Here is a 26,774-nt window from a genome sequence, read left to right on the forward strand (position 1 = left end):
CAAGACGCTCCCCAGCGTTATTGCTGGAGAGCATGAACTCTGACGGGCTGTGGGACAAGCACGAGACCGACAGGCGGACGGCCTGGACCGACAGGCGTCAAACCGCCCCGGCCGCTTACCGTCTAGGCGCTTAAGTCACCACCCGATAACAAGGCCGGTAATCCCCCGAAATCTTCATCCGTCGCTGTTCGACGAAGCCGCGCAAGAGTTCGTCCAGGGCCTGCATGATGTCCGGGTCGCCGTGGATTTCGAAGGGGCCGAATTCCTCGATGCGGCGCATGCCGTCTTCCTTAACATTGCCGGCGACGATGCCGGAGAAGGCACGCCGCAGGTCGGCGGCCAGCGCGGGCGCTGGGCGGCCGTGGTGCAGGTCGAGGGCGGCCATGGCCTCGTGGCTGGGTTCGAACGGCTGCTGGTACTCGAGCGGGATGTGGACGGACCAGTTGAAGTAGTACGAATCCTTCTGTTCCTTGCGGTGCGCGCGCACGTCGTGGATGCCTTCGGCCATGCGACGCGCCACGGCAACCGGGTCGCCGACAATGATCTCGTAGCGGGAAGCGACAGCTTCGCCCAGGGTGAGCCGGATGAAGCGGTCGATCTGCTCGAAATACGGCGCGGCAATGGTCGGGCCGGTCAGGATCAGCGGGAACGGCAGGTCGGCGTTCTCTTCGCGCAGCAGGATGCCGAGCAGGTAGAGGATTTCCTCCGCCGTGCCGACGCCGCCCGGAAACACCAGGATGCCGTGGCCGATGCGGACGAAGGCTTCCAGGCGCTTCTCGATGTCCGGCATGATCACCAGGTGGTTGACGATCGGGTTCGGCGACTCGGCGGCGATGATGCCCGGCTCGGTCACGCCGATGTAGCGCGTGTGATGCTTGCGCTGCTTGGCGTGCGCGATGGTGGCGCCCTTCATCGGGCCCTTCATGGCGCCCGGGCCGCAGCCGGTACAGATGTCCAGGCCACGCAGGCCCAGCTCGTAGCCCACCTGTTTGGTGTAGAGGTACTCGTCGCGCGAAATGGAATGACCACCCCAGCACACGACCAGGTTCGGGTCCGACGGCTGCAGGATCCGCGCATTGCGCAGCTGCCCGAACACCGCGTTGGTGATGCCTTCGCTGGTATCCAGATCCCCGCGCTGGGCTTCCAGCTCGATCGCCATGTAGGCCAGGTCGCGCACCACGGCGAACAGCAGCTCGGCCACACCCCGGATGATCTCGCCATCGACAAAGGCCATCGCCGGTGCGTTACTCAGATCGATGCGGATGCCACGGTCTTGCTGGTTCACCTGGATATCGAAATCCGGATACAGGTCGCGCGCGGCGCGCGGGTCGTCCGACGCACTGCCGCTGGTCAGCACGGCCAACGCGCAGCGGCGCAACAGCTCATGCATGCCACCGCTGGAGGCATCGCGCAGACGCGCAACTTCCGCCTTGGACAACACGTCCAGGCCACCACGCGGGTAGATCCGCGCATCCACCACCGGCAGCGCCCGTGCTGCCGTACTGCTGAGTTCCATAGCTTGCTCCTGTCGTATCTCAGAACTTTAGCGTACTCACCCGCACAAAAGAAAACGGCCGGGAGAACCCGGCCGTTTTTGCAAACTTCGACACGCTAGCCAGCTTTAGAACTGGTAGCGGAAGCCCAGCTGCAGTGCCCAGCGGGAGATGCCCTTGTCGTCGTAGACGGTGGACAAGTCCGGCTCATTGAAGCGGTACACGTACTTGCCGGTTGCAGCATCGATACCGCCGTACTCCACAACACCCTTGAAGCCAGGGAACCCGTACTCATCCACGCGGCCCCACTTCTTATTAAGCAGGTTACCGACATTCATGATGTCGACCCATATCTGCGCCTTGTTGCCGTCGAAGAAGCCCGGCAGTTCCTGCTCGATATGCAGATCGAACTGATTTACCCAGGAATTGCGAACGGCGTTGCGGCCAGCCAACTGCCCTTGGTGCGAAGACAGATACTGATTGTTGCTCACGTAGTTCCAGAAAGCATTCTCTTCAGCTGCACTTCCGAACAACACATCGCCACGGCCGTTCGGAATGTAAAGCAGGTCATTGGCACGACCGTCACCATTGGCATCGTTATCGAACGTATAGCTATACGGACGACCGCTGCGGCCCTGATAAATCAGGCCAAGTTTGGTTGCGTAGTCGCCGAAGAAGTTGTGCTTCCACTGCAGAGTGCCGAGGATGCTGTCCTTGATCTCATAAGCGGACGTGGCGTTGACTTCTTCATTAGCCTGGAAGGTCGCTACATTCAACAGCTGAGAGCCCGAGGTAGAGCTGGTCAGACCGCTGACCTCCTTCGCGTTTGAGTAGGTGTAAGCGAGGCTCCACGACCAGTCGCTGTCGTTGAAAGGTTTATTCAAACCGACGGTGAAGCTCTGCGTACCGCCCTGGTCGGTTGGACGCGCAATAATTGCGTCGTTGAAGCCCTGATTACTGTTGGCGCGTGTCAGTGCGTTGCCGGTGAAGCGACCAAGGTTATCCCAGCTCGCCCGGTTACGACCAACCGCGTTCCAGTAGATCTGACGACCATCCTGCCCAACCGCAGTCGGCGTGCCAAGATTGAGTTGCTGGTAGTAGATCGCCTCGTTGACCTTGGTGACCACACCTTCCAACGAGCCGATGATGCCGTACCACGGCAACTCGGTGTCGAATGCCAAGTTAGCTTTCCAGACCGACGGCTGTCCGAGATCCTTGTCGACAAAGTCGACCGATTGAGTCGCTCCGCCGGTACCAGTTGGCTGGTTGTTGATATCGGGAGTGAAACGAATACCGCCAGCGGCGATCTCGTTTGCGTTGCGGAAATTGTAATCCGTGTAAGCCAGGCCGGTATTGGAGAACGGATTGGACAGCCACACCGACGCCGCCGCACCCTGGAACAGGCCCACGCCACCGCGCAACTGGGTCGGCCGCTCGGCATCAAACGTGTAATTGAAGCCAAAGCGCGGCTGCCAGAGGTCGTTACCATCGAGCGTCGCGTCGTTACGCACGCCGAAGGCATTGAATGCAGCCTGATTGAACTGCGGGCTGTCCGGAACCATCTGCTTGTCGTAGCGCAAGCCAAAGGTCAACGTCAGGTTGTTGTTGACAGCCCAGCTGTCCTGAACGAACAGGCCTAGGTTGCGCAGCCCCCACTTCGCTGCGATGTCATCGATACTGCCGGTGTTCGAGGACGAATAGCGATAAGACACTGGCCGATTGGCGCGGTAAGCAGCAATCGAATCAAAGTTGTAAGAACCGAAAACGCGTGGACCAAACAAGTTGAAAATATCGTTGTCTTCGTAGTCGAAGCCGAATTTGACTGTGTGGTCGTTAAGGAACAGGTTACCAGCAAAGAATGCATTCCATGTTTCGGTACGCAACTCGTTCGCCTGCGTATTTGCCTCGGTTCCCAGATTGACTGAGTTTGCGCCCACACGGACATTGATGGCCGGCAGCTGAGACGCTGCGGTACGTACTGCCGCGTAATCGCGATAAGACACCTTGGCCTCAGTGGAGAAGGTATCGGTCCAGTCGCTGAAAAGCTGTGCCGTGTAGGTTTCCAGCTCGAAGTCACGCACGTAGTGGTACGAATTCAGCGCCAACGAACTTGTGCTGAAACCATTGAGATTGGCAGTGCTCTGCTCGGACTTACCGTAACGGAATGAACCGCGATGCTTATCGCTGATATTCCAATCCAGCTTGAAGCCCTTTTCTTCAGAGTCGGAATCCAATGCCGGCAACGTCAACGTGCCCGGATCAAAACCGTACACATTGCGCGAGATGTCGGCGATCTCGTCGACCTGCGCCTGCGTGATGTTGACCGTGTTGCTCGCACCAGAGCCTGTCGGACCAAAACCGCTGTTACCGGTGAAAACGCCTTTGCCTTTGTACTTTTCGTAATTCGCAAAAAAGAACAACTTGTCTTTGACCACTGGACCACCCAGCGTCAGGCCGTAAGTCGATTCGCGATCGAACAACTGGGGCCGAATATCGTTCTCGTTCTTGCCCGACCAGTCGTTCTCGCGATAGGTTCCGTAGACCGAGCCATGGAACTCGTTGGTGCCCGACTTGGTTACAGCGTTGATCACGCCACCGGTGCCGCCACTGATCGTGACGTCGTAATTGGCCACGTCCACCGAGATCTCATCGATGACGTCCATCGAGAACGGCTGGCGCGGAGTCGGAAGGCTGTTGGATTCCAGGCCGAAAGCGTCGTTAGTGCTGATGCCGTCGACGCGGATCGCGTTGTAGCGCGGGTTCTGGCCGGCGATGGAGATTTCGTTGCGCGCCTTGTCGGTCTGCGCGACGCGCGGATCCAGACGCACGTAGTCCTGCAGGTTGCGGTTGATCGACGGCAGCGACTCGATTTCTTCGCGGGTCACGTTGGTGCCGGTGCCCATCTTGTTGGCGCTGAAGATCGCCGAGCCGTAGTTGCCTGCGATCGCCTGCACGGTACCGAGCGTGGCCAGATCGCCGCCCAGGGCTGCATCAACCTGATTGACCTTATCCAGGTTCAAGTACACGCCTTCACGCGTGGTGTTGCCCGCGCCGGAAGCAGTAATGGTGATCGTGTACGGCCCACCCACACGCAGGCCGCGCGCGTTGTAGCGTCCGCTGGCATCGGTGGTGGCGCGGCTGACCGTGCCGGATTCGACGTGGGTGATCGTCACCTCGGCATTTGGCACCGGTTGACCGGCGCTGCTGGTCACCAGGCCAGCGACGCCGGCAGAGGTGCTCTGGGCGAACACGGGGGCGGCGGCGAGTGCGGCAACAAGGCCAAGCGTCAGCTTGGACATGCGGAGACAGCGGGGGTGGGTCATTTCGGTAGCCTCGATACAGGTTGGGCAGTGACAAAAAGGCGCAGTCAGCCCAACCGTTCCCGGGGGTGGGCTGCCGATGATCTGGGGTCCCTTGCCGCGCGGCTGGTTGCTGCCGCAACGGTTAACAACAGATTAACACGCTAAGGCCTGATTGTGACGGCGACGTGACAAAGTTCGCGCAGTGCAACATGAACTTCGCATGTGAAGGCGTAAACGCCAGCTTGCGCAAAGTCGCGCGGCATTTGAGACCGGCTTCGCGCTATTGAGCTGGCTTGTCGCAAACCGGCAACGTTGGGCCTGAAAACGCAGCGCTGGCTATCGGACGCCATCCAGTTGTGGTCGCCTGACACTGCCACCCGCTCACGCCACGGGTCAGCAACGCGGCTTCAAGTTCCCGCCGAGCATTCATAGGTCGTCCCCACGCACCCTGCCCGTCTATCACCGACTGGACTCAGATCGATACCGGCAATTTGAAGTAAGTCCCCAACCCGTCCAGGAACATCTGCACCGAAATGGCCACCAGCAACATGCCCATCAGCCGCTCGATCGCGGTCAGTGCGCGATGACCGAGCAGTTTGTACAACAGCGGTGCCGAGGCCAAGATGGTGGATGCACCGATCCAGGCAATCATCAGCGCAAGGCTCCAATCCCATAGCCGGGTGGGTTCGTTGCTGCCCATCAGCATCACTGCGGCCATGCCGGACGGGCCGGCCACCAGCGGGATCGCCAGCGGCACGATGAAGGGCTCACCGTCGGGAATTTCGCCCATCAGGCCTTCCGGGCGCGGGAAGATCATGCGGATGCCGATCAGGAACAGCACGATGCCACCGGCGATCGCCACCGACTCCTGGCGTAGATGCATCAGCTCCAGCGCGTACTTGCCGCCCCACAGGAACGCCATCAGCACGAACAGGGCGATCAGCAACTCGCGCGCGAGCACGAAGCGCTGGCGCTTGGGCGGCAGCGGCTTGAGCACGCTGAGAAACACCGGAATGTTGCCCAGCGGGTCGAGGATCAGAAACAGCAGCAGTGCCGCCGAAAGAATGGTCATGCGGAAGGACTCCAGATCGCGCCGCGGTAAGCGCCACCGGCCGTGGACAACAAGGTGACGCAGGCGGCGGCATAGCGCGTGGGGTCCAGCGCTTCGCTGTCTTCCTGATGGGTGAAGGCGCGGGCGCGCAAGGCGGTGCGCATCGGGCCGGGCTGCAGTCCGCTGATGCGCACTGGGCCGGCGGCGGTTTCATGATGCAGGCTGGCGAGCAGGCCACGCTGTGCATGCTGGGCAGCGCCATAGGCACCCCAATATGCCTGGCCAACGCGCGCGGGGTCATCGACGACGAAGACCACCGCCGCATCTGCTTGCTGCCGCAACAGCGGCAGGCAGGCCTGGGTCAACCAGGCGCGCGCGGTGAGGTTGATATGGAGGTTGCGTGCGAAGTCGGCAGGCGCCGCGAGTTCGGCCGGGGTCAAGCCGGCGAAATCGGCGGCGCAGTGCAGTAGGCCGTGCAGGCCACCGAGCTCGGACTGCAGCCGCTGCGCCAGTGCGGCGTAGTCGTCCGGCGTGGCGCCGGCCAGATCCAGCGGATACAGCAACGGCTCCGGACCCAGCTTGGCAACCGCGTCGTAGACGCGCTCCAGCGGGCGCAGCTTGCGGCCAAGCAACACCACGGTCGCACCGGCGGATGCACACGCCTGCGCCGCAGCGCTCCCCAGCCCGCCGGCTGCACCGGGGATCAGCACCACGCGGCCGGCAAGTGCCGCCGCGTCGGGCCGGGCCTGCGCCAGACTCACGGCTGGTAAGCCTCGCTGACGATGCGCTTGAGCTCGCCGGCTTCGAACAGTTCCAGCGTGATGTCGCAACCGCCGATCAGCTCGCCGTGGATGAACAGTTGCGGGAAGGTGGGCCAGTTGGAATAGCGCGGCAGATTGGCGCGCACTTCGGGCTCTTCCAGCACGTTGACCGTGCGCAACTGATCGGCGCCGGCAGCCACCAGGGCCTGCACGGCGCGGCTGGAAAAACCGCACATCGGGAATTGCGGGGTGCCTTTCATGAACAGCACGATCGGGTGTTGTTCGACTTCGGCCTGGATCCGTTCCATCACCGGCATTGGACTCTCCTGACTGGGAGCGGCAGGCCCGACCGCCGGGTCGGATAGACTTCCGCAAAGGCGCGCATTGTAAGCCTTCAGCGCGACCTGTCGCCGCACTCCCTTCGCTGCCCTTGCCATCATGCCGATCGAACACCTTGCACTGCCCTACTCCCGCGTCGCCCTGGAGCCGTATCTGTCCGCCGCCACATTGGAGGCGCACCACGGCGTCTGTCACCGCAGCGAGGTCGATCGGCTCAATGCGCGCATCGAAGGCAGCGAGTTCGCCGAGCTGACGCTGGAAGACATCATCGCGCAGGCGCAAGGCACGCTGTTCCATCTGGCTGCGCAGGTGTGGAACCACAATTTCTATTGGCAGTGCCTGCGCCCGCGCGGCGGCGGTGAGCCGCTGGGCCGGCTGGCCGACCGCATCGCCAAATCGTTCGGCGACTTCGTGCATTTCAAGCAGGAATTCAACCGCGTCGCCCTGGGCAGCTTCGGCTCGGGCTGGGTGTGGCTGGTGCAGCGCCCGGATGGCGCACTGGCGATCGTCGCCACGCCAAATGCGTCCACGCCGCTCACCGGGCCGGACACCCCGCTGCTCGCCTGCGACCTCTGGGAGCACGCCTATTACCTGGATTACCAGCAGGACCGCGCGCAGTACCTGGACGCGTTCTGGAAGCTGATCAACTGGGAGTTCGTGACCAGCCGGTTGGGTTAGCCGCTTGCGCCGTTGCAACAGGTCAACGATCAGATGACCTGTTGCAACAGCGTCCGGCGGCATCGCGCATTGCGTGCATCTTCGCCACAGACCTGCGCATCGGCGAGGCCAGCAGTGCCAGCGATGGCTCTGCGAATCACCCTTCGCTCAAACGCGCGAGCACCGGTCCGACCTGCGCATCACGCTGCAGCGCGGTGCCTGCTGCGCTCAATGCCTGCGCAAGCGCCTGCGGCGTCTCTGCGCGCAGTGTGGCGTGGCCAACCTTGCGGCCCTCGCGCGATTGCTTGCCGTAATCGTGCCAATGCCCACCGGGCACCGCCAGAAATGCAGCCGCGTCCGGCATCGCGCCCAGCCAGTTGAGCATGCAGGCATGCCCGCGCATCGCGGTACTACCGAGCGGCAGACCGAGCACGGCGCGCACATGATTTTCGAACTGTGAGGTCTCGGCACCTTCGATGGTCCAATGCCCGGAGTTGTGCACGCGCGGCGCCATCTCGTTGGCGAGCAACTGGCCATCGCGTACGAACAGTTCCAGCGCGAACACGCCCACGTAGTCCAGCCGCTCGGCGACCGCACGCGCATGCGCCTCTGCCGCAGCCTGCAAGCCGGCATCCACACGCGCCGGCGCAAGACTGGCCGAGAGCACGCCGTCCACATGCCAGTTCTCGGTCAGCGGCCAGGCGCGGAATTCGCCATCGCGCCCGCGCACCGCAACCACGCTGACCTCGCGCTCGAACGGCACGAAGGCCTCCACGATTAGTCCGACCTTCGCCGCCTGCGCGCCGAGCGCGTCCCACGCGGCATCGGCATCGGCCAGCATCTTGATGCGGAACTGGCCCTTGCCGTCGTAGCCGAAGCGACGTGTCTTGAGCACGCACGGCGTGCCGATACGGGCCAATGCGGCGTCCAGTCCTGTACGGTCATCGATGGCGGCGAACTCGGGCACCGGAATGCCGAGCTCGCGGAACAGGGTTTTTTCGCTGAGCCGGTCCTGCGCCACCGCCAACGCGGCAGCGCTGGGAAACACCCGCACCTGCGCAGCCAACTGCTGCGCGCCGGCGGCCGGCACGTTTTCGAAATCGAAGGTGATCACATCCACGTGCGCGGCGAATGCGGCAAGCGCGGCGGTGTCGTCAAAGGCGCCTGCCTGCAGCGGCGCCACCTGCCCTGCGCAGGCATCGGTGGCCGGGTCGAATACCGCAAACCGCAAGCCCAACGGCGCACCGGCCAACACCAGCATGCGGGCCAACTGGCCGCCACCCAGAATGCCGACCGTGGTCATTGGCGCGGGTCGTCGCTGGCCATGACATCGTCGGTCTGCCTGGCGCGGAACTGCGCCAGTGCCTGACCGATCTGCGCCTGCTCCGGCGCCAGCATCGCAGCGGCGAACAAGGCCGCATTGGCCGCGCCGGCATTGCCGATCGCAAACGTCGCCACAGGAATACCGGCCGGCATCTGCACGATCGACAGCAGCGAATCCATGCCGTTGAGCGCCTTGGACTGTACCGGCACACCCAGCACCGGCACCGCCGTCTTGGCCGCCAGCATGCCCGGCAGATGCGCCGCACCACCGGCACCGGCAATGATCGCGCGCAGACCGCGTGCGCCAGCCTGCTCGGCATAGCTGAACAACACGTCCGGTGTGCGGTGCGCCGAGACCACCTTGACTTCGTAAGGCACGCCCAGCGCATCGAGCTTCTGAGCTGCGTGTTGCATGGTTTCCCAATCGGAACGGGAACCCATCACGATGCCGACCAGCGGCGCGGAGTGGTTGGAGGTCATGGCCCTGCCCTGCGGTAAAGACGTATTCTAGCCATCTTCCACGCAAGACAAGACTTCGATGGATCGCAAACTGCTCGACCTGCTGTGCTCGCCCGACACCCGCCAGCCGCTCTCGCTGCTCGACGGCAAGGGCCTGGAGGCACTCAACACCGCCATCGCCGGCGGAGCCCTGCAGCGTGCCGACGGCACCGCGCAGACACAGTCACTGCGCGAGGCGCTGATCACGCGCGACCGCAAGCAGATCTTCCGCGTCGATGACGGCATTCCGGTGCTGCTGGCCGAAGAAGCCATCGGCACTGCGCAGATCGCCGACTTCCCCGAAAAGTGAATCCTTCCGTACGCACCACCGTGCCGGAGGCACCACCGGCCGCGCTGGTGGACGCCGATGTGGCGCGCGCGCTGGCCGAAGACATCGGCAGCGGCGATGTGACCGCGGCACTGTTGCCCGATCAGCCAGACAGCGCGTACCTGCTGTGCAAGCAGGACGCCGTGATCGCCGGGCGGCCGTGGTTCGACGCCACGCACCGCGCACTCGATCCGCAGGTGCGGATCGACTGGCAGGTGCACGAAGGCCAGCACGTCACCGCCGGCACGGTGTTGGCGCTGCTGCATGGCCGCAGCCGCAGCCTGGTCAGCGCCGAGCGCACCTCGCTCAACTTCATGCAGACGCTGTCGGCCACCGCGACCGCCACCGCTGCATACGTGGCTGCCGTGGCCGGCACCGGCACGCGCATCCTGGACACGCGCAAGACGCTGCCGGGCCTGCGCGCCGCGCAGAAATACGCGGTGCGCTGCGGCGGTGGCGCCAACCACCGCATCGGCCTGTTCGACACGGTGATGCTCAAGGAAAACCATATCCGCGCCGCCGGCTCGCTGAGCGCCGCCGTGCATGCCGCTCGTGCGCAGCAACCGCAGTTGCCGCTGGTGGTCGAAGTGGAAACGCTGGAGCAGTTGCGCGAGGCCTTGCAGGTCGGCTGCACGCGCATCCTGATCGACGATTTCGACCCGGCGATGCGTCGCGACGCGGTGCGCATCGTTGCCGCGCTGCCGCGCGAACAACGCATCCCTCTGGAAGTCTCCGGCAGCGTGGATCTGGCCGGCATTGCCGCCATTGCGGCCGATGGCGTGGATTGCATCTCCATCGGCGGGCTCACCAAGCACGTGCACGCGGTCGATCTGTCGCTCAAACTCGGCCCACCGCCGCGCTGATTTCACGCGTGCCCGCAGCCGGCTCTGTCAGCCTGCTGCGATTGTTCTGTGCAGGATCTGCGATGACTGTAAAACCTTGGCCGTGGCTCTGTCTGGTGTTGGCCGCATGGGGCGGCACCGCGGCCGCCGCGGAAGTCTGCGATGTACCGCCACGCTTCGGCACCAGCCCTGCAGCAATCGCCATCGTGCGCAGTGCCTGCAACGAGCATCGCCTGTGGCAGCACCCGTTTATCGATGCCAAGGGCCGTCTGGCCAGCCTGGGCGTGACCGAGGCCGAATCGGGCTATCTGGCCGACCACGGCGTGGTCGCCTGGCAACGCGTGGCCGGCTACTGGCGCGACAGCGGCACGCTGGCATCGATGGGCGGCCGCCCCGGCGCATCGAGTTGCGCGGCACTGGATGGCACGCGCTACACCGCCAGCGATTGCCGCGCGTTCCTGATCGACAACCCGTGGTCGGCCGCCTTCATCTCGTGGGTGATGACGCAGGCCGGACTGAGCGGTTTCCATCGCTCTGCACGCCATCTGGATTACATCCGCAGCGCCTACAACGATGGCGCCAGCGGCCCGTACCAGTTCACCGACCCGGCGGTGGAAAAGCCCGCCCCCGGCGATCTGCTGTGCCTGCTGCGCGGGCGTAGCGCCGCGCTCGGCTACGCCGGCCTCAAGGCCGGGCTTGGCGGCAGCGCGCCGATGCCGTGGCAATCGCATTGCGACGTGGTGATTGCCGCCAACGTCGGTGGCGATCGCACCCTGTATTTGATCGGCGGCAATGTGTTCAACACGGTGATGATGCGCAAGATGCCGCTGGACCGCGCCGGCCGCGTGGTGTTGCCGACGCCGCAATCCGACGGCAGCCAGGACCAGAGCGAAGACGGTCTGGGCATCGCCAGCGAATGCACGCCGGCACACGAAGAACTCTGCGATTTCAATCGACGCGACTGGGCGGCCCTGTTGAAGCTGCGCCCGGATGCGGTGATGACGGCGCCACCACCGGTCGAACCGCTGCCTTCGCCAACCACCTTACCCACCACGATGCCGCCGGGTTTCCCGCGCGTGGTGCCGCCACGCCCGGAAACACAGCCCGCGCCGACACAGCAGCCGGGGTAAGCAAGGATCAAAGCCCCTCTTCCGTCGGGAGAGGGGTTGGGGTGAGGGTGCGGCGGCGAAGCCCTGGCCATCGTTCAACCACACGAGGCTTCGCCCGTTCTCTCATCCGCCCCTGCGGAAAACCTTCTCCCGCAGAAGAAGGATCAAGTCGGGCGCCCTTGTCGAACACCCAACAAAAAAGCGGGCCGAGGCCCGCTTTTTCGTGACGCATCAACCAGCGGCGATTACTCGGCCGACGGCGGAACGCCCTCGCCTTCTTCCACTGCCTTGATCGACAGACGGATACGGCCCTGCTTGTCCACTTCCAGCACCTTGACGCGGACCAGATCGCCTTCCTTCAGCTTGTCGCCGACCTTTTCCACGCGCTCGCTGGAGATCTGCGATACGTGCACCAGGCCGTCCTTGCCCGGCAGGATGGTGACGAACGCACCGAAGTCCATGATCTTGGCGACCTTGCCTTCGTAGATGCGGCCCGGCTCCACGTCCGAGGTGATCTGCTCGATGCGCGACTTCGCAGCTTGCGCAGCAATGGCGTTGACCGAAGCGATGATGATCGTGCCGTCGTCCTGGATGTCGATCTGCGTACCGGTTTCCTTGGTGATGGCCTGGATGGTCGAGCCACCCTTGCCGATCACTTCACGGATCTTGTCCGGGTGGATCTTGATGGTCAGCAAGCGCGGCGCGTAATCGCTCAGTTCCTGACGCGGGGTGGTCAGCGCATGCGCCATCTCGCCGAGGATGTGCAGACGGCCGGCCTTGGCCTGCTGCAACGCCTGCTTCATGATCTCTTCGGTGATGCCTTCGATCTTGATGTCCATCTGCAACGCGGACACGCCTTCGGCAGTGCCGGCCACCTTGAAGTCCATGTCGCCGAGGTGATCTTCGTCACCCAGGATGTCCGACAGCACGACGAAGTCGTTGCCTTCCTTGACCAGACCCATCGCGATACCCGCGACCGGCGCCTTGATCGGCACACCGGCGTCCATCAGCGCCAGCGAGCTGCCGCAGACCGATGCCATCGAGGACGAACCGTTGGACTCGGTGATTTCCGAGACCACACGGATGGTGTACGGGAATTCTTCCAGGCTCGGCATCACTGCCAGCACGCCGCGCTTGGCCAGACGGCCGTGGCCGATCTCGCGACGCTTCGGCGCGCCGAAACGACCGCACTCGCCCACCGAGTAAGGAGGGAAGTTGTAATGGAACAGGAAGTTCTCTTTGTACTCGCCCGAGACGGCGTCGATGACCTGACCGTCGCGTGCAGTGCCGAGCGTGGTGATCACGATCGCCTGGGTCTCGCCGCGGGTGAACAGCGCCGAGCCATGGGTACGCGGCAGCACGCCAGCCTTGGCGCTGATCGGACGCACGGTATCCAGTGCACGGCCGTCGATGCGCACCTTGGTGCTCAGCACCGAGCCGCGCATGGTCTGGTATTCCAGCTCGCCGAATTCCTTGGACAGGTCACCGGCAGCCCAGCCTTCAATCGTGGCGCGCGGTGCCAGCGCACCCAGCACGTCCTTCTTGATCGCCGAAATTGCGTCGCGGCGCTGCAGCTTGTCACGCACCTGGAAGGCCGACGCGAGCTGCTCGCCCACCGCTTCCTTCAGCGCAGCGATCATGCCGTCATTCTTGGCCGGGGCCACCCAGTCGGACGGCTTGGTGCCGGCTTCGACGGTCAGCTCGTTGATGATGTTGATGACCTTCTGCATCTCGCGATGGCCGAACGTCACCGCGCCCAGCATCACTTCTTCCGACAGCAGCTCGGCTTCGGACTCGACCATCAGCACCGCATTGGCGGTACCGGCCACGACCAGCTCCAGCTGCGAATCCTTCAGCTCGGTCACGGTCGGGTTGAGGATGTATTCGCCATTCTTGTAACCGACCTTCGCCGCAGCGATCGGGCCGTTGAACGGGGTGCCGGCCAGCGACAGCGCGGCCGATGCGCCGATCAGCGCGGCGATATCGCCGTCGATGTCCGGGTTCATCGACATCACGGTGGCGATGATCTGCACTTCGTTCTTGTAGTCCTCCGGGAACAGCGGACGGATCGGACGATCGATCAGGCGCGAGATCAACGTTTCCTTCTCGGTCGCACGTCCTTCGCGCTTGAAGAAGCCGCCCGGGATGCGGCCGCCGGCGTAGAACTTCTCCTGATAATCAACCGTCAGAGGAAAGAAGTCCTGCCCTTCGCGCGCGCTCTTGGCGGCGACGGCGGTGACCAGCAGTACGGTGTCGTCGAACTTGACGATGACGGCGCCGCCTGCCTGGCGAGCGATTTCGCCCGTCTCCAGGGTGACGGTGTGCTTGCCGTACTGGAAGGTTTTGGTGATTTTTGCCACGGAGGTTTTTTCCCTTAGGTGTTGCTGTCTTCGTTGGACCGTCGTCGACCCATGCCGAGAACGGGCGGCCGGGAGGCTCCGGCCCATGAACTACATGCTGCAGATAACGTGATGCGAATGACCAAAACAAAGCCGCGGCGCATCGCTGCGCCGCGGCGGTGTGACTCGATTAGCGGCGCAGGCCGAGCTTCTCGATCAAGGACTTGTAACGCTCGTTGTCCTTCTTCTTCAGGTAGTCGAGCAGGCTGCGGCGACGGTTGACCATCTGAAGCAGGCCACGACGGCTGTGGTGATCCTTCTTGTGAGTCTTGAAGTGACCGGTCAGCAGCTCGATGCGCGCGGTCAGCAGGGCGACCTGCACCTCCGGCGAACCGGTGTCCTGGGCGCTGCGCTTGTTGTCTTCAATAACTTTCTGGGTGTCGACGGACATGATGTTTACTCGATAGATGCGTGGTCGACAGGAACGTGCATAACGCACCGCCGGACTCGCCGTTTGCTTGGGATGAGCGCGCTTGGCGCTGAAGGTGCCCCGATCGGGGCCGCAAAATTGTAACGTCGTGCGGGCCCGGGAACAAGTTGACTAAACCTTAACAAGCCCCTGCTTCGTTCAGTCCATTGAACAATCGCTGCGGCGACAAACGCCCCTCCGCGTCCACCAGGCCTAGCCCTGAGGGGATTCCGTCGGGTCCGAACACGGCCACCTGGCCGGTCGGAAATGCGGGATCACGCAGGCGCTGGCCCATACGAAAACGCGCCGCATGCGCCGCATCGAGCACAATCCGCGCAAAATCGGCCAGTCCGGCCTCGATCGGCAGCAACAGCTCTTGCGCGTCGGTGCCCGCTTCCAGGGTTGCCGACAGCGCTTCCAGCGTGATCATCTGCGGCGCGCGAAATGGCTCCACCCAGAGCCGGCGCAACGAGGCGATATGCGCACCGCAGCCAAGCACCTCGCCCAGATCGCGCGCCAGGCTGCGGATGTAGGTGCCCGAGCCGCAGGTCACGCGCAACTGCAGCCGCGGCGCGGCGTAGCCGAGCACATCGATCGCATGCACGTCGACCTCGCGCACCGGTGCCTCGATCACTTCGCCACGGCGTGCCTTGGCGTACAGCGGCTCGCCGCCCTGCTTGAGCGCGGAATAGATCGGGGCCTGTTGGCGGATGCGCCCGATGAAGGGCGTCAGCGCTGCACGCAGCGCGTCTTCGCCCAGTGCCGGCACCGCACGCTCGCGCAACACCTGACCATCGGCATCGTCGGTATCGGTGGTGACACCCAGCACGATCTCGGCGTCGTAGGCCTTGGCCGAACCGAGCAGCAGGCCGGCAATCTTGGTGGCCTCGCCCAGACACAGCGGCAGCAAGCCGGTGGCCAGCGGATCCAGGCTGCCGGTGTGGCCGCCCTTTTCGGCACGCAACAAGCGGCGCGCGGACTGCAATGCCGTGTTGGAGCTGACTCCAGCCGGCTTGTCGAGCAACAGGATGCCGTGCAACGGGCGATAGACGATACGGGGTTTCAACAGATCGGTGCTCGAATCGGGCACTGTGCGCGCCCGTTGAAATCAGGGCCGCTGATCGACAGGCGGCCAGCCGGCAGCGCTCAGCGCTGCTCGGCGTCCTTGTCGCTGGACGCGGCCTCGGGGCCGACATCGTCCAGGTCACGCAGCAGGTTGTCGATGCGCTCGCCGCGGTCGACCGAATCGTCATAATGGAAATGCAGTTCGGGCACGTGGCGCAGCTTCATCGCGCGCGCCAGCTGCGTACGCAACTGACCGGCGATTTCCTTGAGCCCCTTGACCGCTTCGGCCGAACGCTCCTGCTGCAGCGCGGTCACGAACACCTTGGCATGTGCCAGGTCGCGACTGATTTCGACGTCGGAAACGCTGACCGACGGCAGGCCGTGGTCACGCACGGCCGCGTGCACGATCGTGCCGAGGTCGCGACGCACCTGCGCCGAAACGCGGTCGGTGCGATGGAATGATTTGGTTGGCATGGTCATGGACCTGGTTGATTCGGAGGGCCAGTTGGCACCGAAGCCAAAAACGGACGCGGGCGGCCATGCCGCCCTCGCCTTGCAGAACTCGCGTTGCAACTCCGCCTGGCGGAGTCCGGGGCCCGCAGGCCCCGGCAGCCGTTATAGCGTACGGGCGACTTCGATACGCTCGAAGCACTCGATCTGATCGCCGGCCTTGACGTCGTTGTAGGCCTTCACGCCGATACCGCACTCGGTACCGTTGCGCACTTCCTCGACGTTTTCCTTGAAGCGACGCAGCGATTCCAGCTCGCCCTCGAACACCACGACGCTGTCGCGGAGCACGCGGATCGGCTTGCTGCGCTTCACCACGCCTTCGATGATCATGCAGCCTGCAACCGCGCCGAACTTGGAGCTGCGGAACACGTCGCGGACCTGCGCGATACCGATGATCTCTTCGCGGATTTCCACACCGAGCAGACCGGAGGCCACCTGCTTCACCTGGTCGATCACGTCATAGATGATCGAGAAGTAACGCAGATCGATGCCGTTGGACTCGACGATCTTACGGGCCGAGGCGTCGGCACGCACGTTGAAGCCGATCACCGTGGCCTTGGAGGCCGCTGCCGAATTCGCATCGGATTCGGTGATACCGCCCACGCCGGAGTGGATCACGTTGATGCGGATGTCGTCGTTGGACAACGCCACCAGCGACTGCTTGAGCGCTTCCACCGAGCCCTGCACGTCGGCCTTGATCACCAGGTTCAGCACCTGCTGGCCTTCACCCTTGCCCATCTGGGCCAGGATGTCTTCCATGCGGTTGCTGGCCGAGGCCACCAGACGCGACTCGCGACGCTTGGTTTCGCGCTGCTGCGCCACGTCCTTGGCCAGACGCTCGTCGTCGACGACCACGAAGTCGTCGCCGGCTTCCGGCACGCCGGACAGGCCGAGCACCTGCACCGGAATCGACGGACCGGCCGAGGCCGGCTGGTGGCCGGTCTCGTCGAACAGCGCACGCACGCGGCCGTACTGGATGCCGCACACCAGGTAATCGCCACGCTTCAGCGCGCCCTGCTGCACCAGCACCGTGGCCACCGGGCCGCGGCCCTTGTCCAGCGAGGATTCGATCACGGTGCCGCTGGCGCGGCCTTCGGCCACTGCCTTGAGTTCCAGCACTTCGGCCTGCAGCGAAATCGCGTCCAGCAGCGTGTCCACACCGGTACCGACCTTGGCCGACACTTCGATGAACTGGGTATCGCCACCGAACTCTTCGGCCACCACGTTTTCGGCCAGCAATTCGTTCTTGACCCGCAGCGGATCGGCGCCGGCCTTGTCGATCTTGTTCACCGCCACGATCAACGGAACGCCTGCCGCCTTGGCATGCGCCACCGCTTCCTTGGTCTGCGGCATCACGCCGTCATCGGCCGCAACCACCAGCACCACGATGTCGGTGATCTTGGCACCACGGGCACGCATCGAGGTAAACGCGGCATGGCCGGGCGTATCCAGGAAGCTGATGACGCCACGGCCGGTTTCGACGTGGTACGCACCGATGTGCTGGGTGATGCCACCGGCTTCGCCGGAGGCGATCTTGGTGCGACGGATGTAATCCAGCAGCGAGGTCTTGCCGTGATCGACGTGACCCATGATGGTCACCACCGGCGGACGCGGCGTGGCATCGCCCTGCGCATCCTCGGCATGTGCCAGCAGCGCATCCTCGAAGTCGGCATTGTCGGCACGCACGGCCTTGTGGCCGAGTTCTTCGGTCACCAGCGCGGCGGTGTCATGGTCGATGCTCTGGGTGATGGTCGCCATGACGCCCATCTTGAACAACGCCTTGACCACGTCGCCGCCCTTGAGCGCGAGCTTCTGCGCCAGGTCGGCCACGGTGATGGTCTCGCCGATCGCCACTTCGCGCACCACTGGTGCAGTCGGACGCTCGAACCCGTGCGGACCGCTATTGCCCTGGTTGCCGCCACGGCCGTTGTCGTTGCCACGACGCGAGGACGACGAACCCGGACGACCGGTCGGCTTGCCGCGCACGTTGGAACGGCGCGCACGATCGGCCGCGGACAGATGCAACTGCCCGGCAAAACGCTTGGTCGCATCGTCGTCTTCGACACCGGCCACCATGACGTGCGAACCGCGCGTCTTGTGCTTGGCCGCATTGGAGCGGTCGTCCGGACGCGCCGGCGTGGCCGGACGCGATGCCGGCGATGCGCCAGCCGGACGGGCCGGACGCGGCGCAGACGGAGACGACGGCGCGCGTGCGGCAGGTGCTGCAGGCGGTGCGGGTGCGGCAGCCACCGGCGCCGGCGCACTGGCAGCCGCAGCGGCTTCCTCGGCAGCCTTGCGCTCGGCTTCGGCGCGGTCGCGCGCAGCCTGTTCCTCTTCGCGCTTGCGCTGGATCGCTTCGTCGCGCACGCGATCGCTTTCAGCCAACGCCTGCTGTTCGTCGAGATTGCGCTGACGCGAGGCGGCGAGCTTGGCCAGGATGTCGGCGCGCTCTTCGTCCGGGGTCATCGGCGCAGGACGGCCGCCGCCTTCGTTTTCGGACTTCACGTAGGTGCGCTTCTGCCGCACTTCCACGTTGACCGTGGTCTTGGTGCGACCGGCGCTGACCGTGACTTCCTGCAGCTTGCGCCGGTTGAGGGTGATCTTCTTGGCTGCTTCGCTCGCCGCTTCGGCAGGCGTCTCGGCCTTGCCATGCGTGCGACGCAGGAAGCCAAGCAGTTTCATCTTCTCGGTGCTGGTCACGACCTGGTCGGGACCGCTGAACTTCATTCCGGCCTCGGCCAGTTGAACCAGCAGTTTATCGACCGGCGTATTGACCAGTTCGGCAAGCTTGCGGATGGTGGTTTGCTGCGACATTCGGATCCTATGATCTGGTTGGCGCCCCCTCGCCCAGAGCAAGGGAAACGCTGATTCTAAGCCCTGATGGGGTCAGGGCGCGGTTCATTGCCGGCTCATTCGCCGCGCTCCAAACGGGCGATCTCCTCGGCGCGGGCCGCCAGGATCAGCGCCGCGGCGCGCTCCTGGGTCAGACCCTCGATGCCGAAGTCGACGATCTCGTCCGCTGCCAGGTCGGACAAGTCCTCGCTGGTGCGCACGCCGTGCTCGGCCAGAGCAAAGGCCGTTTCCTCGTCCATCCCCTCCAGCGCCAGCAGGTCCTCGGTGGGCTGAGTTCCTTCCAGGCCTTCTTCTTCTGCCAGCGCGGCGTTGAGCAACGCATCGCGGGCACGGGCGCGCAACTCTTCGACGATGTCTTCGTCGAAGCCTTCCACCGCCAGCAACTCGCCGACCGGCACGTAGGCGATTTCTTCGACCGTATTGAAACCTTCGGTCACCAGGATCGCTGCGATTTCTTCGTCCACTTCCAGGCGATCCATGAACAACTGGCGCGCGGAGGTCTGCTCGGCTTCGGACTTGGCGGCCACCTGGTCGGCGGTCATCACGTTGAGCTGCCAACCGGTCAGGCGGCTGGCCAGACGCACGTTCTGGCCGCCCTTGCCGATCGCCTGAGCCAGGCGGTCTTCCGCCACGGCCAGATCCATCGAGTGCTTGTCTTCATCGACGATGATCGACTGCACTTCGGCCGGCGCCATCGCATTGATGACGAAGTTGGCCGGGTTCTCGTTCCACAGCACGATGTCCACGCGCTCGCCATTGAGCTCGTTGGACACCGCCTGCACGCGCGAACCACGCATACCGATGCACGCGCCGATCGGATCGGTGCGGGTGTCGTGCGCGATCACCGCGATCTTGGCGCGGTCGCCCGGATCGCGTGCGCAGGCCTTGATCTCGACCAGGCCCTGGCCCACTTCCGGCACTTCGAGCTTGAACAGCTCGATCATGAACTCCGGCGCGGCGCGGCTGATGAACAGCTGCGGGCCACGTGGCTCCGAACGCACTTCGGCCAGATAGCCGCGCACGCGGTCGCCCGGGCGCAGCACGTCGCGCGGAATGCCCTTGTCCTTGGGAATGAAGGCTTCGGCATTGCCGCCCAGATCGACAAAGATGTTGCCGCGCTCGGCGCGCTTGACCACACCGGTGATCAACTCGCCAACGCGGTCCTTCCAGGCATCGACCACCTGCTGACGCTCGGCCTCGCGCACACGCTGCACGATCACCTGCTTGGCAGCCTGCGCCGCGATACGGCCGAAGTCCGGGTTTTCGATCTGTTCTTCGATGTAGTCGCCCACATCCACGCCGTCGGCTTCGTCGACGGCATCCATCAGACGCACCTGGCGATCCGGGGATTCCATCACAACATCGTCGGCAACCACTTCCCAACGACGATAGGTTTCGTAGTTACCGTCCTTGTGGTCGATGGTCACGCGCGTCAGCACGTCCTGGTCGGGATAGCGCTTCTTCGCTGCGGAAGCCAACGCGGCCTCGATCGCATCGAAGATCACTTCGCGCGGCACGCCCTTTTCGTTGGCCACCGCATCCACTACCAGCAAAAGTTCCTTGCTCATTTCGTCACTCCGCGCGCGGCTTGCCAGCCGCCGACTCGTTGGATGGTTTCTTCTTGTCGTGCCCGGGTTTTTTCGGGCCGGGCTTGTTCGGTTTTTGCGGGGCCAGGCCCAGGGCGACCCAATCCGGCAGGATGCGCGCCTTGTCGATGTTGTCGAAGCCGATCTGCACATCCTTGCCGTCGACGGCGAACACCACCGCGTCCGTCTCGGAGTCGATCCGCACGATCTGGCCCTGGAAGCGGCGCCGGCCATCCTGCGCCAGCTTCAGCACGATCTTGGCGGACTCGCCAACGTGACGGCCGAACTGCTCCAGCGTGAACAAAGGACGGTCCACACCCGGCGAGGACACCTCGAGCGTGTAGTTGCCGGTGATGGGGTCTTCGACGTCGAGCTGGGCCGAGACTTCGCGGCTCACGCGCTCGCAGTCGTCGACGTTGATGACACGCTCGGGCTGTTCGGCCAGCGGCACATCGATGTACAGGCGCAATGTGGCGCCACCTGGAGCGGGAAGATATTCCACACCCAGCAGTTCCAAGCCCAAGGACTCAACCGTTGGACTCAGCAGATTCGCGATTTCGGTCGCTTTTTCGCTCACAGACTGCCCTGATCAGATGATTGCCAGTAGAACCCCGGCAACCGGCAGCAAACTTTCCGGTTCCGGAAAAAACAAGGGGCCCGATGGGCCCCTTGCGTGAAAAAAGCCCGACCTCTCAGGGTCGGCGCAAAGACGGGAACATGCGTCTTTGCGATCCAAGAAGCTGAAGTACTGCCCTAAGGCATTGCATTAAAGCAGTACTTCAAAACTTGGTAGCGGGGGCAGGATTTGAACCTGCGACCTTCGGGTTATGAGCCCGACGAGCTGCCAGACTGCTCCACCCCGCAGCAGAAGCGGAATTATGAAGAACTTGAGCGGCAATTGCAAGCCCTAGTTTTTCATCGATTGAAAACCCTGGGGGTCTTCAACGTCGCGGCAAATGATAACCGCATTGCAACAAAAACGAAACAGCAATCACGACTTTATTTCAGTCCTCCCTCGAAGACGCGCGTAGCACACGCGCCGCGAGGTCATGCAAGGACGCGTGACTCAGGCAAGGCCTGCAAATGCACGCTGGCACCACACCATGATCGGGCTCCAGGCCAGGCCCAGCGCAAGCAACGCAAGCGCGTTGACGCCAAGCACGGTCCCCAGCACACGATCGTTGTTGGCCGGCAGCGGCTCGCCCACCGGCTCATCGAAGTACATGACCTTGATGACACGCAGATAGTAGAACGCGCCGATCACCGCGCAGAGCACACCGACCAGGGCCAGCCACAACATGTCGCCCTTCACCGCTGCGCCGAGCACTGCCAGCTTGGTCCAGAAACCCAGGAACGGCGGGATACCCGCAAGCGAGGCCATGATGCACAGCACCAGGCCGGCCATCCACGGATTACGTGCGTTGAGTCCCTTGAAGTCGTCGATGTTCTCGGCTTCGAAGCCGTTGCGCGACAACGCGATGATCGCGCCGAACGCGGCGGTCGACATGATGGTGTAGCTCACCGCGTAGAACATCGCCGCGGCATAGCCTTCCTCGCCGCCGCCGGCCACGCCCATCAACAGAAAGCCGATGTGCGAGACGGTCGAGTACGCCAGCATGCGCTTGAGGTTGCTCTGCGCAATTGCCATCAGGTTGCCGATCACCAGCGACACTGCAGACAGGCCACCAATCAACAGATGCCACTGCGGCGACAGCGGACCCATGCCGACCTCGAGCAGGCGATACGCCATACCGAAGGCAGCGAGCTTAGGCGCAGAGCTGATGAACAAGGCGATCGGCGCCGGCGCGCCCTGGTACACGTCAGGCAACCACATGTGGAACGGCGCGGCACCCAGCTTGAAGGCCACGCCGGCGATCATGAAGATGGTGCCGGTCAGCAGCAGCGTGCGCTCGTTGGAGCCTTCGATCGCGTCATGGATGCCGCTCAGGCTCAGCGTACCGGTGGCGCCGTAGACCAGCGACATGCCGTAAAGCAGCAAACCCGAGGCCAGCGAACCGAGCACGAAGTACTTCATCGCCGCTTCGGTGGCCAGGCCGTTGTCGCGATTGGAGGCAACCAGCGCATACGAGCACAGCGCGAGCAGTTCCAGGCCCAGGTACACCATCAACAGGCTGCCCGCCGAGGTCAGCAGCATCATGCCGGCGGTGGCGAACAACACCAGCACCGGGATCTCGCCCTGATAGAGATTGCGTTCGCGCAGGTAGGTCCAGCCGTAGACCAGGCTCAGCCCGCTGACCAGCACGATCACCGTCTTCATCACGTCGGCCGCAGTGTCGCGCACGAACATGCCGTGGAAGATCTCGCCCTGCCCGCCCGTACCGGTCGCCAACAGCGCGAACACCACCGCGAGCACGGCGACGGAGAACAGGTGGGTCCAGACCTTGTTCCGCTGGCTCACGAACAGGTCGAGCATCAGCAGTGCAAAGGCGCCGCCGATCAGCACCAGCTCCGGAACAAGCGGAGCCAGGTCAGCGGTGGTCAACGGCGCGAGCGTTGGCGTGGTCATCATCAAATCCTGGAAATCAAAACGTACGGCAAGCTGTTACAGCTTGGACGCGGCAATCTGGGTAGCCAGCTTGGCGATCGATGGTTCCATCAGATCGGTCAGCGGCTTCGGATACAGGCCCAGGGCCAGCACGCCAACGGCGAACACCCCCAGCACGAACGCCTCACGGCCATTGATGTCCTTCAGCTCGGCCACATGGGCATTGGCCACTTCGCCGAAGAACACGCGCTTGTACAGCCACAGCGTATAAGCGGCGGTGATCACCAGCGTGGTGGCGGCGGCGAAGGCAACCAGCGGATGCTTCTGGAAGCTGGCCAGGATCACCATGAACTCGCCGACGAAGCCACTGGTACCCGGCAGGCCAGCATTGGCCATGAAGAACAGCATGGAGAACGTCGCAAACCACGGCATCACGTTGACCACGCCGCCGTAATCGGCGATGCGGCGGGTATGCATGCGGTCGTACAGCACGCCGATGCAGGAGAACATCGCACCGGACACGAAGCCGTGCGAAATCATCTGCACCATCGCACCCTGCAGGCCCAGACGGGCGGCGTCGGTGCTGCCGTACTCACGCACCAGGGTGAAGGCGATGAAGGTGCCGAGGGTGACAAAGCCCATGTGCGCGATGGACGAATACGCCACCAGCTTCTTCATGTCGTCCTGCACCAGAGCCACCAGACCGACGTAGATCACCGCGATCAGCGACAGCGTGATGACCAGCCAGGCGAACTCGTGGCTTGCATCCGGCACGATCGGCAGGTTGAAGCGCAGGAAGCCGTAGCCACCGATCTTCAACGCGATCGCAGCCAGGATCACCGAACCGGCGGTCGGCGCCTCGACGTGCGCATCCGGCAGCCAGGTGTGCACCGGGAACATCGGCACCTTGACCGCAAACGCGATCAGGAAGGCGAAGAAGATCCAGGTCTGCTCCTTGGCGGTCAGCTGCAGCGCGTACAGGTCGGCCAGCTGGAAGCTACCGCCCTTCAGATACAGGTAGACCAGGCCCACCAGCATCAGCACCGAGCCGAGGAAGGTGTACAGGAAGAACTTCATCGCCGCGTAGATGCGCCGCGGGCCGCCCCAGACGCCGATGATCAGGAACATCGGGATCAGCATGGCTTCGAAGAAGACATAGAACAGCATCGCGTCGGTCGCGGCAAAGATGCCGACCGTGACGCCCTCCAGAATCAGGAAGGCGGCGACGTACTGATTGACGCGCTTGTCGATCGAGCGCCAGGCACCGATCAGCGCCAGCACCGTCACCAGCGTGGTCAGCACGATCAACGCGACCGCGATGCCGTCCACGCCCAGGTTGTAGCCGATGTTGTAGGCCGGGATCCAGGCATGCAGTTCGATGAACTGCATGGCGTCATTGGCGGTGTCGTAGCCCAGCAGCGGCAGACTCAGCACAAAGGTGGCCACCGCCACCGCCAACGATGCCCAGCGGGCAGTCTCGGCGTTGCGCAACGCAAGGATCAAGGCGCCACCGATAATCGGCAGCCAGATCAAGATAGACAGTAAAGGCCAGTTCGACACGTTTTCTTATTCCGTACAGGTCAACGCCAGAAATGCATCAGTACCGCCAACAAGGCGATCAAACCGATGATCATTGCGAAGGCGTAGTGATAGAGGAAACCGGATTGCGTGCGACGCAGCAGATTTGCAGCCAGGTCGATCAGTCGGGCAGAACCATTGACGACGACACCGTCGACCACATGGGTATCGATGGCACGTGACGCCTTGCCAAGGACCACGCCGCCACCGGCGAAGCCATTGATCCAGAGCTTGTCGAAGCCGTATTTGTTTTCCAGCAGCCACACCACCGGCGCGAACGCCTTGCGCGACTTGGTGGCCAGTTCCGGCTTCCACAGATAGAACAGCGCAGCCAACAGCAGGCCAGCGACCGTCAGGAAGAATGGTGCCGCCATCATGCCATGCAGCGCGAAAGCGACCGGGCCATGGAACTCTTCGGCCAGTGCGCCGACGGTGTCACGCGCCGGATCGTAGAAATCGACGATGCCGGTGAAGAACGACACTGCCTGCCCCTTGAGCGCATGCGCGGCGTGGTGGCCCTGCCAGTCGGTGCCGAACAGCATCGGACCGATGGTGAAGAAACCGATCGCCACCGACGGGATCGCCAGCAGGATCAACGGCAGCGTCACCACCCACTTGGATTCGTGCGGCTCGTGGGCACCATGGTGGCCATGACCGTGGTCGTCGTGGCCATGCGTATCGTGTGCATATGCGTCGTGCGCGTGGACCTGCGCCTCGGCATCGGTGTGCGCGCTGTCGTGATGTGCATGCGCATCGTGCGCATGGGCATCGCGGAAGCGTTCCTTGCCGTGGAAGGTCAAGAACAGCAGGCGGAAGCTGTAGAAGCTGGTCACCAGTACGCCGCCGAGCACTGCCCAGTAGCCGTAGGTCGCGATCCAGCTATGCGACTCGTGCGCATGGTGCGCGGCTGCCTCGATGATGGTGTCCTTGGAGTAGAAGCCGGAGAAGAACGGCGTGCCGACCAGTGCCAAGGTACCGATCACGCTGGTCCAGTAGGTCACCTTCATGTACTTGCGCAGGCCGCCCATCTTGCGCATGTCCTGCTCGTGGTGCATGCCGATGATGACCGAACCGGCCGCCAGGAACAGCAGCGCCTTGAAAAAGGCATGCGTCATCAGGTGGAACACGGCGGCCGAATACGCCGACACGCCCAGCGCCACGGTCATGTAGCCCAGCTGCGACAGCGTGGAATACGCAACCACGCGCTTGATGTCGTTCTGCACGATGCCAATCAGGCCGGTGAAGAAGGCCGTGGTCGCACCGATGAACAGGATGAAGTTCAACGCGGTTTCCGACAGCTCGAACAGCGGCGACATGCGCGCGACCATGAAGATGCCGGCGGTCACCATCGTGGCAGCATGGATCAGTGCCGAAATCGGCGTCGGGCCTTCCATCGAGTCCGGCAGCCACACGTGCAGCGGCACCTGCGCCGACTTGCCCATCGCGCCGATGAACAGGCAGATGCAGATCAGCGTCATCACGCTCCATTCGTGGCCCGCGAACAGCTGCACCTTGGCACCGGCCATGGTAGTCGCGTTGGCGAACACGGTGGAGTAGTCCAGCGAGCCGAACCACAGCAGCACACCGGCGATGCCGAGAATGAAGCCGAAGTCGCCGACGCGATTGACCAGGAACGCCTTCATGTTGGCGAACACGGCGGTCGGGCGCTTGAACCAGAAACCGATCAACAGGTAGGACACCAGACCCACCGCTTCCCAGCCGAAGAACAGCTGCAGGAAGTTGTTGCTCATCACCAGCGTGAGCATGGAGAAGGTGAACAACGAGATGTAGCTGAAGAAACGCTGGTAGCCCGGGTCTTCTTCCATGTAGCCGATGGTGTAGATGTGCACCAGCAGCGACACGAAGGTCACCACCACCATCATCATCGCGGTCAGGCGATCGACCATGAAGCCGACATGCGCCGAGTAGTTACCGACATCGAAGAAGGTGTACAGGTTCTGGTTGAACGGGCTGGCGCCCTGCTCCACCAATTGATACAGCGTCAGGCACGACAGCACGCAGCTGACCGCCACGCCCAGGATGGTGACGTATTGCGCGCCCTTGCGCCCTACCTGGCGACCGAACAGGCCGGCGATGATGCTGCCGACCAGCGGTGCAAGCACCACCGCGATCAACAGACTCTTGGAGAGAGTGATTTCCATCTA

The 26,774-nt window shown here is 63.6% G+C and carries 21 protein-coding genes and 1 tRNA gene; 4 read left to right on the forward strand and 18 right to left on the reverse strand.

Annotation, left to right across the window (positions count from 1 at the left end):
- Positions 1-130: 130 nt before the first annotated feature.
- The 5 genes from ppnN to grxD all read right to left on the reverse strand — a co-directional run bounded on the left by ppnN (position 131) and on the right by grxD (position 6,924).
- On the reverse strand, positions 131-1,516 hold the full coding sequence (gene ppnN / locus ABQY64_RS13185; protein WP_016901083.1) for a nucleotide 5'-monophosphate nucleosidase PpnN: 1,386 nt from the start codon (positions 1,514-1,516) through the stop codon (positions 131-133).
- 105 nt (positions 1,517-1,621) lie between these two features.
- Positions 1,622-4,816, reverse strand: a complete 3,195-nt coding sequence (locus ABQY64_RS13190) for a TonB-dependent receptor (RefSeq protein WP_065031754.1) — start codon at positions 4,814-4,816, stop codon at positions 1,622-1,624.
- A gap of 451 nt (positions 4,817-5,267) precedes the next feature.
- A complete protein-coding gene (locus ABQY64_RS13195) occupies positions 5,268-5,867 on the reverse strand; it encodes a YhgN family NAAT transporter (RefSeq protein WP_006450537.1) in 600 nt (199 codons plus the stop codon).
- Positions 5,864-6,607 (reverse strand): SDR family NAD(P)-dependent oxidoreductase, encoded by a 744-nt coding sequence (locus tag ABQY64_RS13200; RefSeq protein WP_349780110.1) that lies wholly within the window; start codon positions 6,605-6,607, stop codon positions 5,864-5,866. Before ABQY64_RS13200 ends, ABQY64_RS13195 begins: the two co-directional genes overlap by 4 nt.
- Positions 6,604-6,924 (reverse strand): Grx4 family monothiol glutaredoxin, encoded by a 321-nt coding sequence (gene grxD, locus ABQY64_RS13205; RefSeq protein WP_006450539.1) that lies wholly within the window; start codon positions 6,922-6,924, stop codon positions 6,604-6,606. The genes ABQY64_RS13200 and grxD overlap by 4 nt, the downstream gene beginning before the upstream one ends.
- 121 nt (positions 6,925-7,045) lie before the next feature.
- On the opposite strand from grxD, the gene ABQY64_RS13210 reads away from it, so the two are divergent.
- Positions 7,046-7,624, forward strand: coding sequence for a Fe-Mn family superoxide dismutase (locus tag ABQY64_RS13210; RefSeq protein ID WP_349780109.1), 579 nt, complete (start codon positions 7,046-7,048; stop codon positions 7,622-7,624).
- A gap of 136 nt (positions 7,625-7,760) precedes the next feature.
- Here the strand turns inward: ABQY64_RS13210 and ABQY64_RS13215 are convergent, their stop codons facing one another.
- Both ABQY64_RS13215 and purE read right to left on the reverse strand, forming a co-directional pair.
- Positions 7,761-8,906: a 5-(carboxyamino)imidazole ribonucleotide synthase gene (locus ABQY64_RS13215; RefSeq protein ID WP_349780108.1), complete on the reverse strand. Its 1,146-nt coding sequence runs from the start codon at positions 8,904-8,906 to the stop codon at positions 7,761-7,763.
- A complete protein-coding gene (gene purE / locus ABQY64_RS13220) occupies positions 8,903-9,406 on the reverse strand; it encodes a 5-(carboxyamino)imidazole ribonucleotide mutase (protein ID WP_039510673.1) in 504 nt (167 codons plus the stop codon). Before purE ends, ABQY64_RS13215 begins: the two co-directional genes overlap by 4 nt.
- Before the next feature lie 58 nt (positions 9,407-9,464).
- Here purE and ABQY64_RS13225 point away from each other — a divergent pair, with 58 nt between their 5' ends.
- From ABQY64_RS13225 to ABQY64_RS13235, 3 genes are all read left to right on the forward strand, one after another.
- Positions 9,465-9,734: a Trm112 family protein gene (locus ABQY64_RS13225; RefSeq protein ID WP_349780107.1), complete on the forward strand. Its 270-nt coding sequence runs from the start codon at positions 9,465-9,467 to the stop codon at positions 9,732-9,734.
- A complete protein-coding gene (gene nadC, locus ABQY64_RS13230; protein WP_349780106.1) occupies positions 9,731-10,615 on the forward strand; it encodes a carboxylating nicotinate-nucleotide diphosphorylase in 885 nt (294 codons plus the stop codon). Before ABQY64_RS13225 ends, nadC begins: the two co-directional genes overlap by 4 nt.
- A gap of 62 nt (positions 10,616-10,677) precedes the next feature.
- Positions 10,678-11,724, forward strand: coding sequence for a DUF2272 domain-containing protein (locus ABQY64_RS13235; RefSeq protein ID WP_104569831.1), 1,047 nt, complete (start codon positions 10,678-10,680; stop codon positions 11,722-11,724).
- Positions 11,725-11,948: 224 nt separating this feature from the next.
- Here the strand turns inward: ABQY64_RS13235 and pnp are convergent, their stop codons facing one another.
- The 11 genes from pnp to nuoL all read right to left on the reverse strand — a co-directional run bounded on the left by pnp (position 11,949) and on the right by nuoL (position 26,771).
- Positions 11,949-14,063: a polyribonucleotide nucleotidyltransferase gene (gene pnp, locus ABQY64_RS13240; RefSeq protein WP_039526507.1), complete on the reverse strand. Its 2,115-nt coding sequence runs from the start codon at positions 14,061-14,063 to the stop codon at positions 11,949-11,951.
- A 169-nt stretch (positions 14,064-14,232) separates the two neighbouring features.
- The gene (gene rpsO / locus ABQY64_RS13245) at positions 14,233-14,493 is read right to left on the reverse strand and encodes a 30S ribosomal protein S15 (RefSeq protein ID WP_003485583.1); all 261 of its coding nucleotides are present in this window, start codon (positions 14,491-14,493) and stop codon (positions 14,233-14,235) included.
- A gap of 157 nt (positions 14,494-14,650) precedes the next feature.
- On the reverse strand, positions 14,651-15,577 hold the full coding sequence (gene truB, locus ABQY64_RS13250) for a tRNA pseudouridine(55) synthase TruB (protein ID WP_104601303.1): 927 nt from the start codon (positions 15,575-15,577) through the stop codon (positions 14,651-14,653).
- Positions 15,578-15,657: 80 nt separating this feature from the next.
- Positions 15,658-16,050: a 30S ribosome-binding factor RbfA gene (rbfA, locus tag ABQY64_RS13255; RefSeq protein ID WP_181105585.1), complete on the reverse strand. Its 393-nt coding sequence runs from the start codon at positions 16,048-16,050 to the stop codon at positions 15,658-15,660.
- 141 nt (positions 16,051-16,191) lie between these two features.
- Complete coding sequence (infB, locus tag ABQY64_RS13260) at positions 16,192-18,900, reverse strand: translation initiation factor IF-2 (RefSeq protein ID WP_039522179.1); 2,709 nt, start codon at positions 18,898-18,900, stop codon at positions 16,192-16,194.
- Between the two features lie 95 nt (positions 18,901-18,995).
- A complete protein-coding gene (nusA, locus tag ABQY64_RS13265) occupies positions 18,996-20,507 on the reverse strand; it encodes a transcription termination factor NusA (RefSeq protein WP_016903006.1) in 1,512 nt (503 codons plus the stop codon).
- A gap of 4 nt (positions 20,508-20,511) precedes the next feature.
- A complete protein-coding gene (rimP, locus tag ABQY64_RS13270; protein WP_046343329.1) occupies positions 20,512-21,102 on the reverse strand; it encodes a ribosome maturation factor RimP in 591 nt (196 codons plus the stop codon).
- A 210-nt stretch (positions 21,103-21,312) separates the two neighbouring features.
- A tRNA-Met gene (locus ABQY64_RS13275) sits at positions 21,313-21,389 on the reverse strand.
- 202 nt (positions 21,390-21,591) lie between these two features.
- Positions 21,592-23,052, reverse strand: coding sequence for an NADH-quinone oxidoreductase subunit NuoN (gene nuoN, locus ABQY64_RS13280; protein WP_039523046.1), 1,461 nt, complete (start codon positions 23,050-23,052; stop codon positions 21,592-21,594).
- Between the two features lie 36 nt (positions 23,053-23,088).
- Complete coding sequence (locus ABQY64_RS13285; protein WP_039522180.1) at positions 23,089-24,591, reverse strand: NADH-quinone oxidoreductase subunit M; 1,503 nt, start codon at positions 24,589-24,591, stop codon at positions 23,089-23,091.
- 20 nt (positions 24,592-24,611) lie between these two features.
- Positions 24,612-26,771: an NADH-quinone oxidoreductase subunit L gene (gene nuoL / locus ABQY64_RS13290; protein ID WP_349780105.1), complete on the reverse strand. Its 2,160-nt coding sequence runs from the start codon at positions 26,769-26,771 to the stop codon at positions 24,612-24,614.
- Between the last annotated feature and the right edge of the window lie 3 nt (positions 26,772-26,774).

Source organism: Xanthomonas sp. WHRI 7065, assembly GCF_040203115.2.
In the GTDB taxonomy this organism is placed as follows: Bacteria; Pseudomonadota; Gammaproteobacteria; order Xanthomonadales; family Xanthomonadaceae; genus Xanthomonas; species Xanthomonas arboricola.

Bases quoted from the DNA above. Each gene is read 5' to 3' on its own strand.
- nuoN (WP_039523046.1), bottom strand. From the start codon at position 23,052: ATGACCACGCCAACGCTCGCGCCGTTGACCACCGCTGACCTGGCTCCG.
- ABQY64_RS13210 (WP_349780109.1), top strand. From the start codon at position 7,046: ATGCCGATCGAACACCTTGCACTGCCCTACTCCCGCGTCGCCCTGGAG.
- nuoL (WP_349780105.1), bottom strand. From the start codon at position 26,771: ATGGAAATCACTCTCTCCAAGAGTCTGTTGATCGCGGTGGTGCTTGCA.
- nusA (WP_016903006.1), bottom strand. From the start codon at position 20,507: ATGAGCAAGGAACTTTTGCTGGTAGTGGATGCGGTGGCCAACGAAAAG.
- ABQY64_RS13225 (WP_349780107.1), top strand. From the start codon at position 9,465: ATGGATCGCAAACTGCTCGACCTGCTGTGCTCGCCCGACACCCGCCAG.
- ABQY64_RS13235 (WP_104569831.1), top strand. From the start codon at position 10,678: ATGACTGTAAAACCTTGGCCGTGGCTCTGTCTGGTGTTGGCCGCATGG.
- infB (WP_039522179.1), bottom strand. From the start codon at position 18,900: ATGTCGCAGCAAACCACCATCCGCAAGCTTGCCGAACTGGTCAATACG.
- grxD (WP_006450539.1), bottom strand. From the start codon at position 6,924: ATGCCGGTGATGGAACGGATCCAGGCCGAAGTCGAACAACACCCGATC.
- ppnN (WP_016901083.1), bottom strand. From the start codon at position 1,516: ATGGAACTCAGCAGTACGGCAGCACGGGCGCTGCCGGTGGTGGATGCG.
- ABQY64_RS13190 (WP_065031754.1), bottom strand. From the start codon at position 4,816: ATGACCCACCCCCGCTGTCTCCGCATGTCCAAGCTGACGCTTGGCCTT.
- purE (WP_039510673.1), bottom strand. From the start codon at position 9,406: ATGACCTCCAACCACTCCGCGCCGCTGGTCGGCATCGTGATGGGTTCC.
- rpsO (WP_003485583.1), bottom strand. From the start codon at position 14,493: ATGTCCGTCGACACCCAGAAAGTTATTGAAGACAACAAGCGCAGCGCC.
- ABQY64_RS13195 (WP_006450537.1), bottom strand. From the start codon at position 5,867: ATGACCATTCTTTCGGCGGCACTGCTGCTGTTTCTGATCCTCGACCCG.
- rbfA (WP_181105585.1), bottom strand. From the start codon at position 16,050: ATGCCAACCAAATCATTCCATCGCACCGACCGCGTTTCGGCGCAGGTG.
- ABQY64_RS13215 (WP_349780108.1), bottom strand. From the start codon at position 8,906: ATGACCACGGTCGGCATTCTGGGTGGCGGCCAGTTGGCCCGCATGCTG.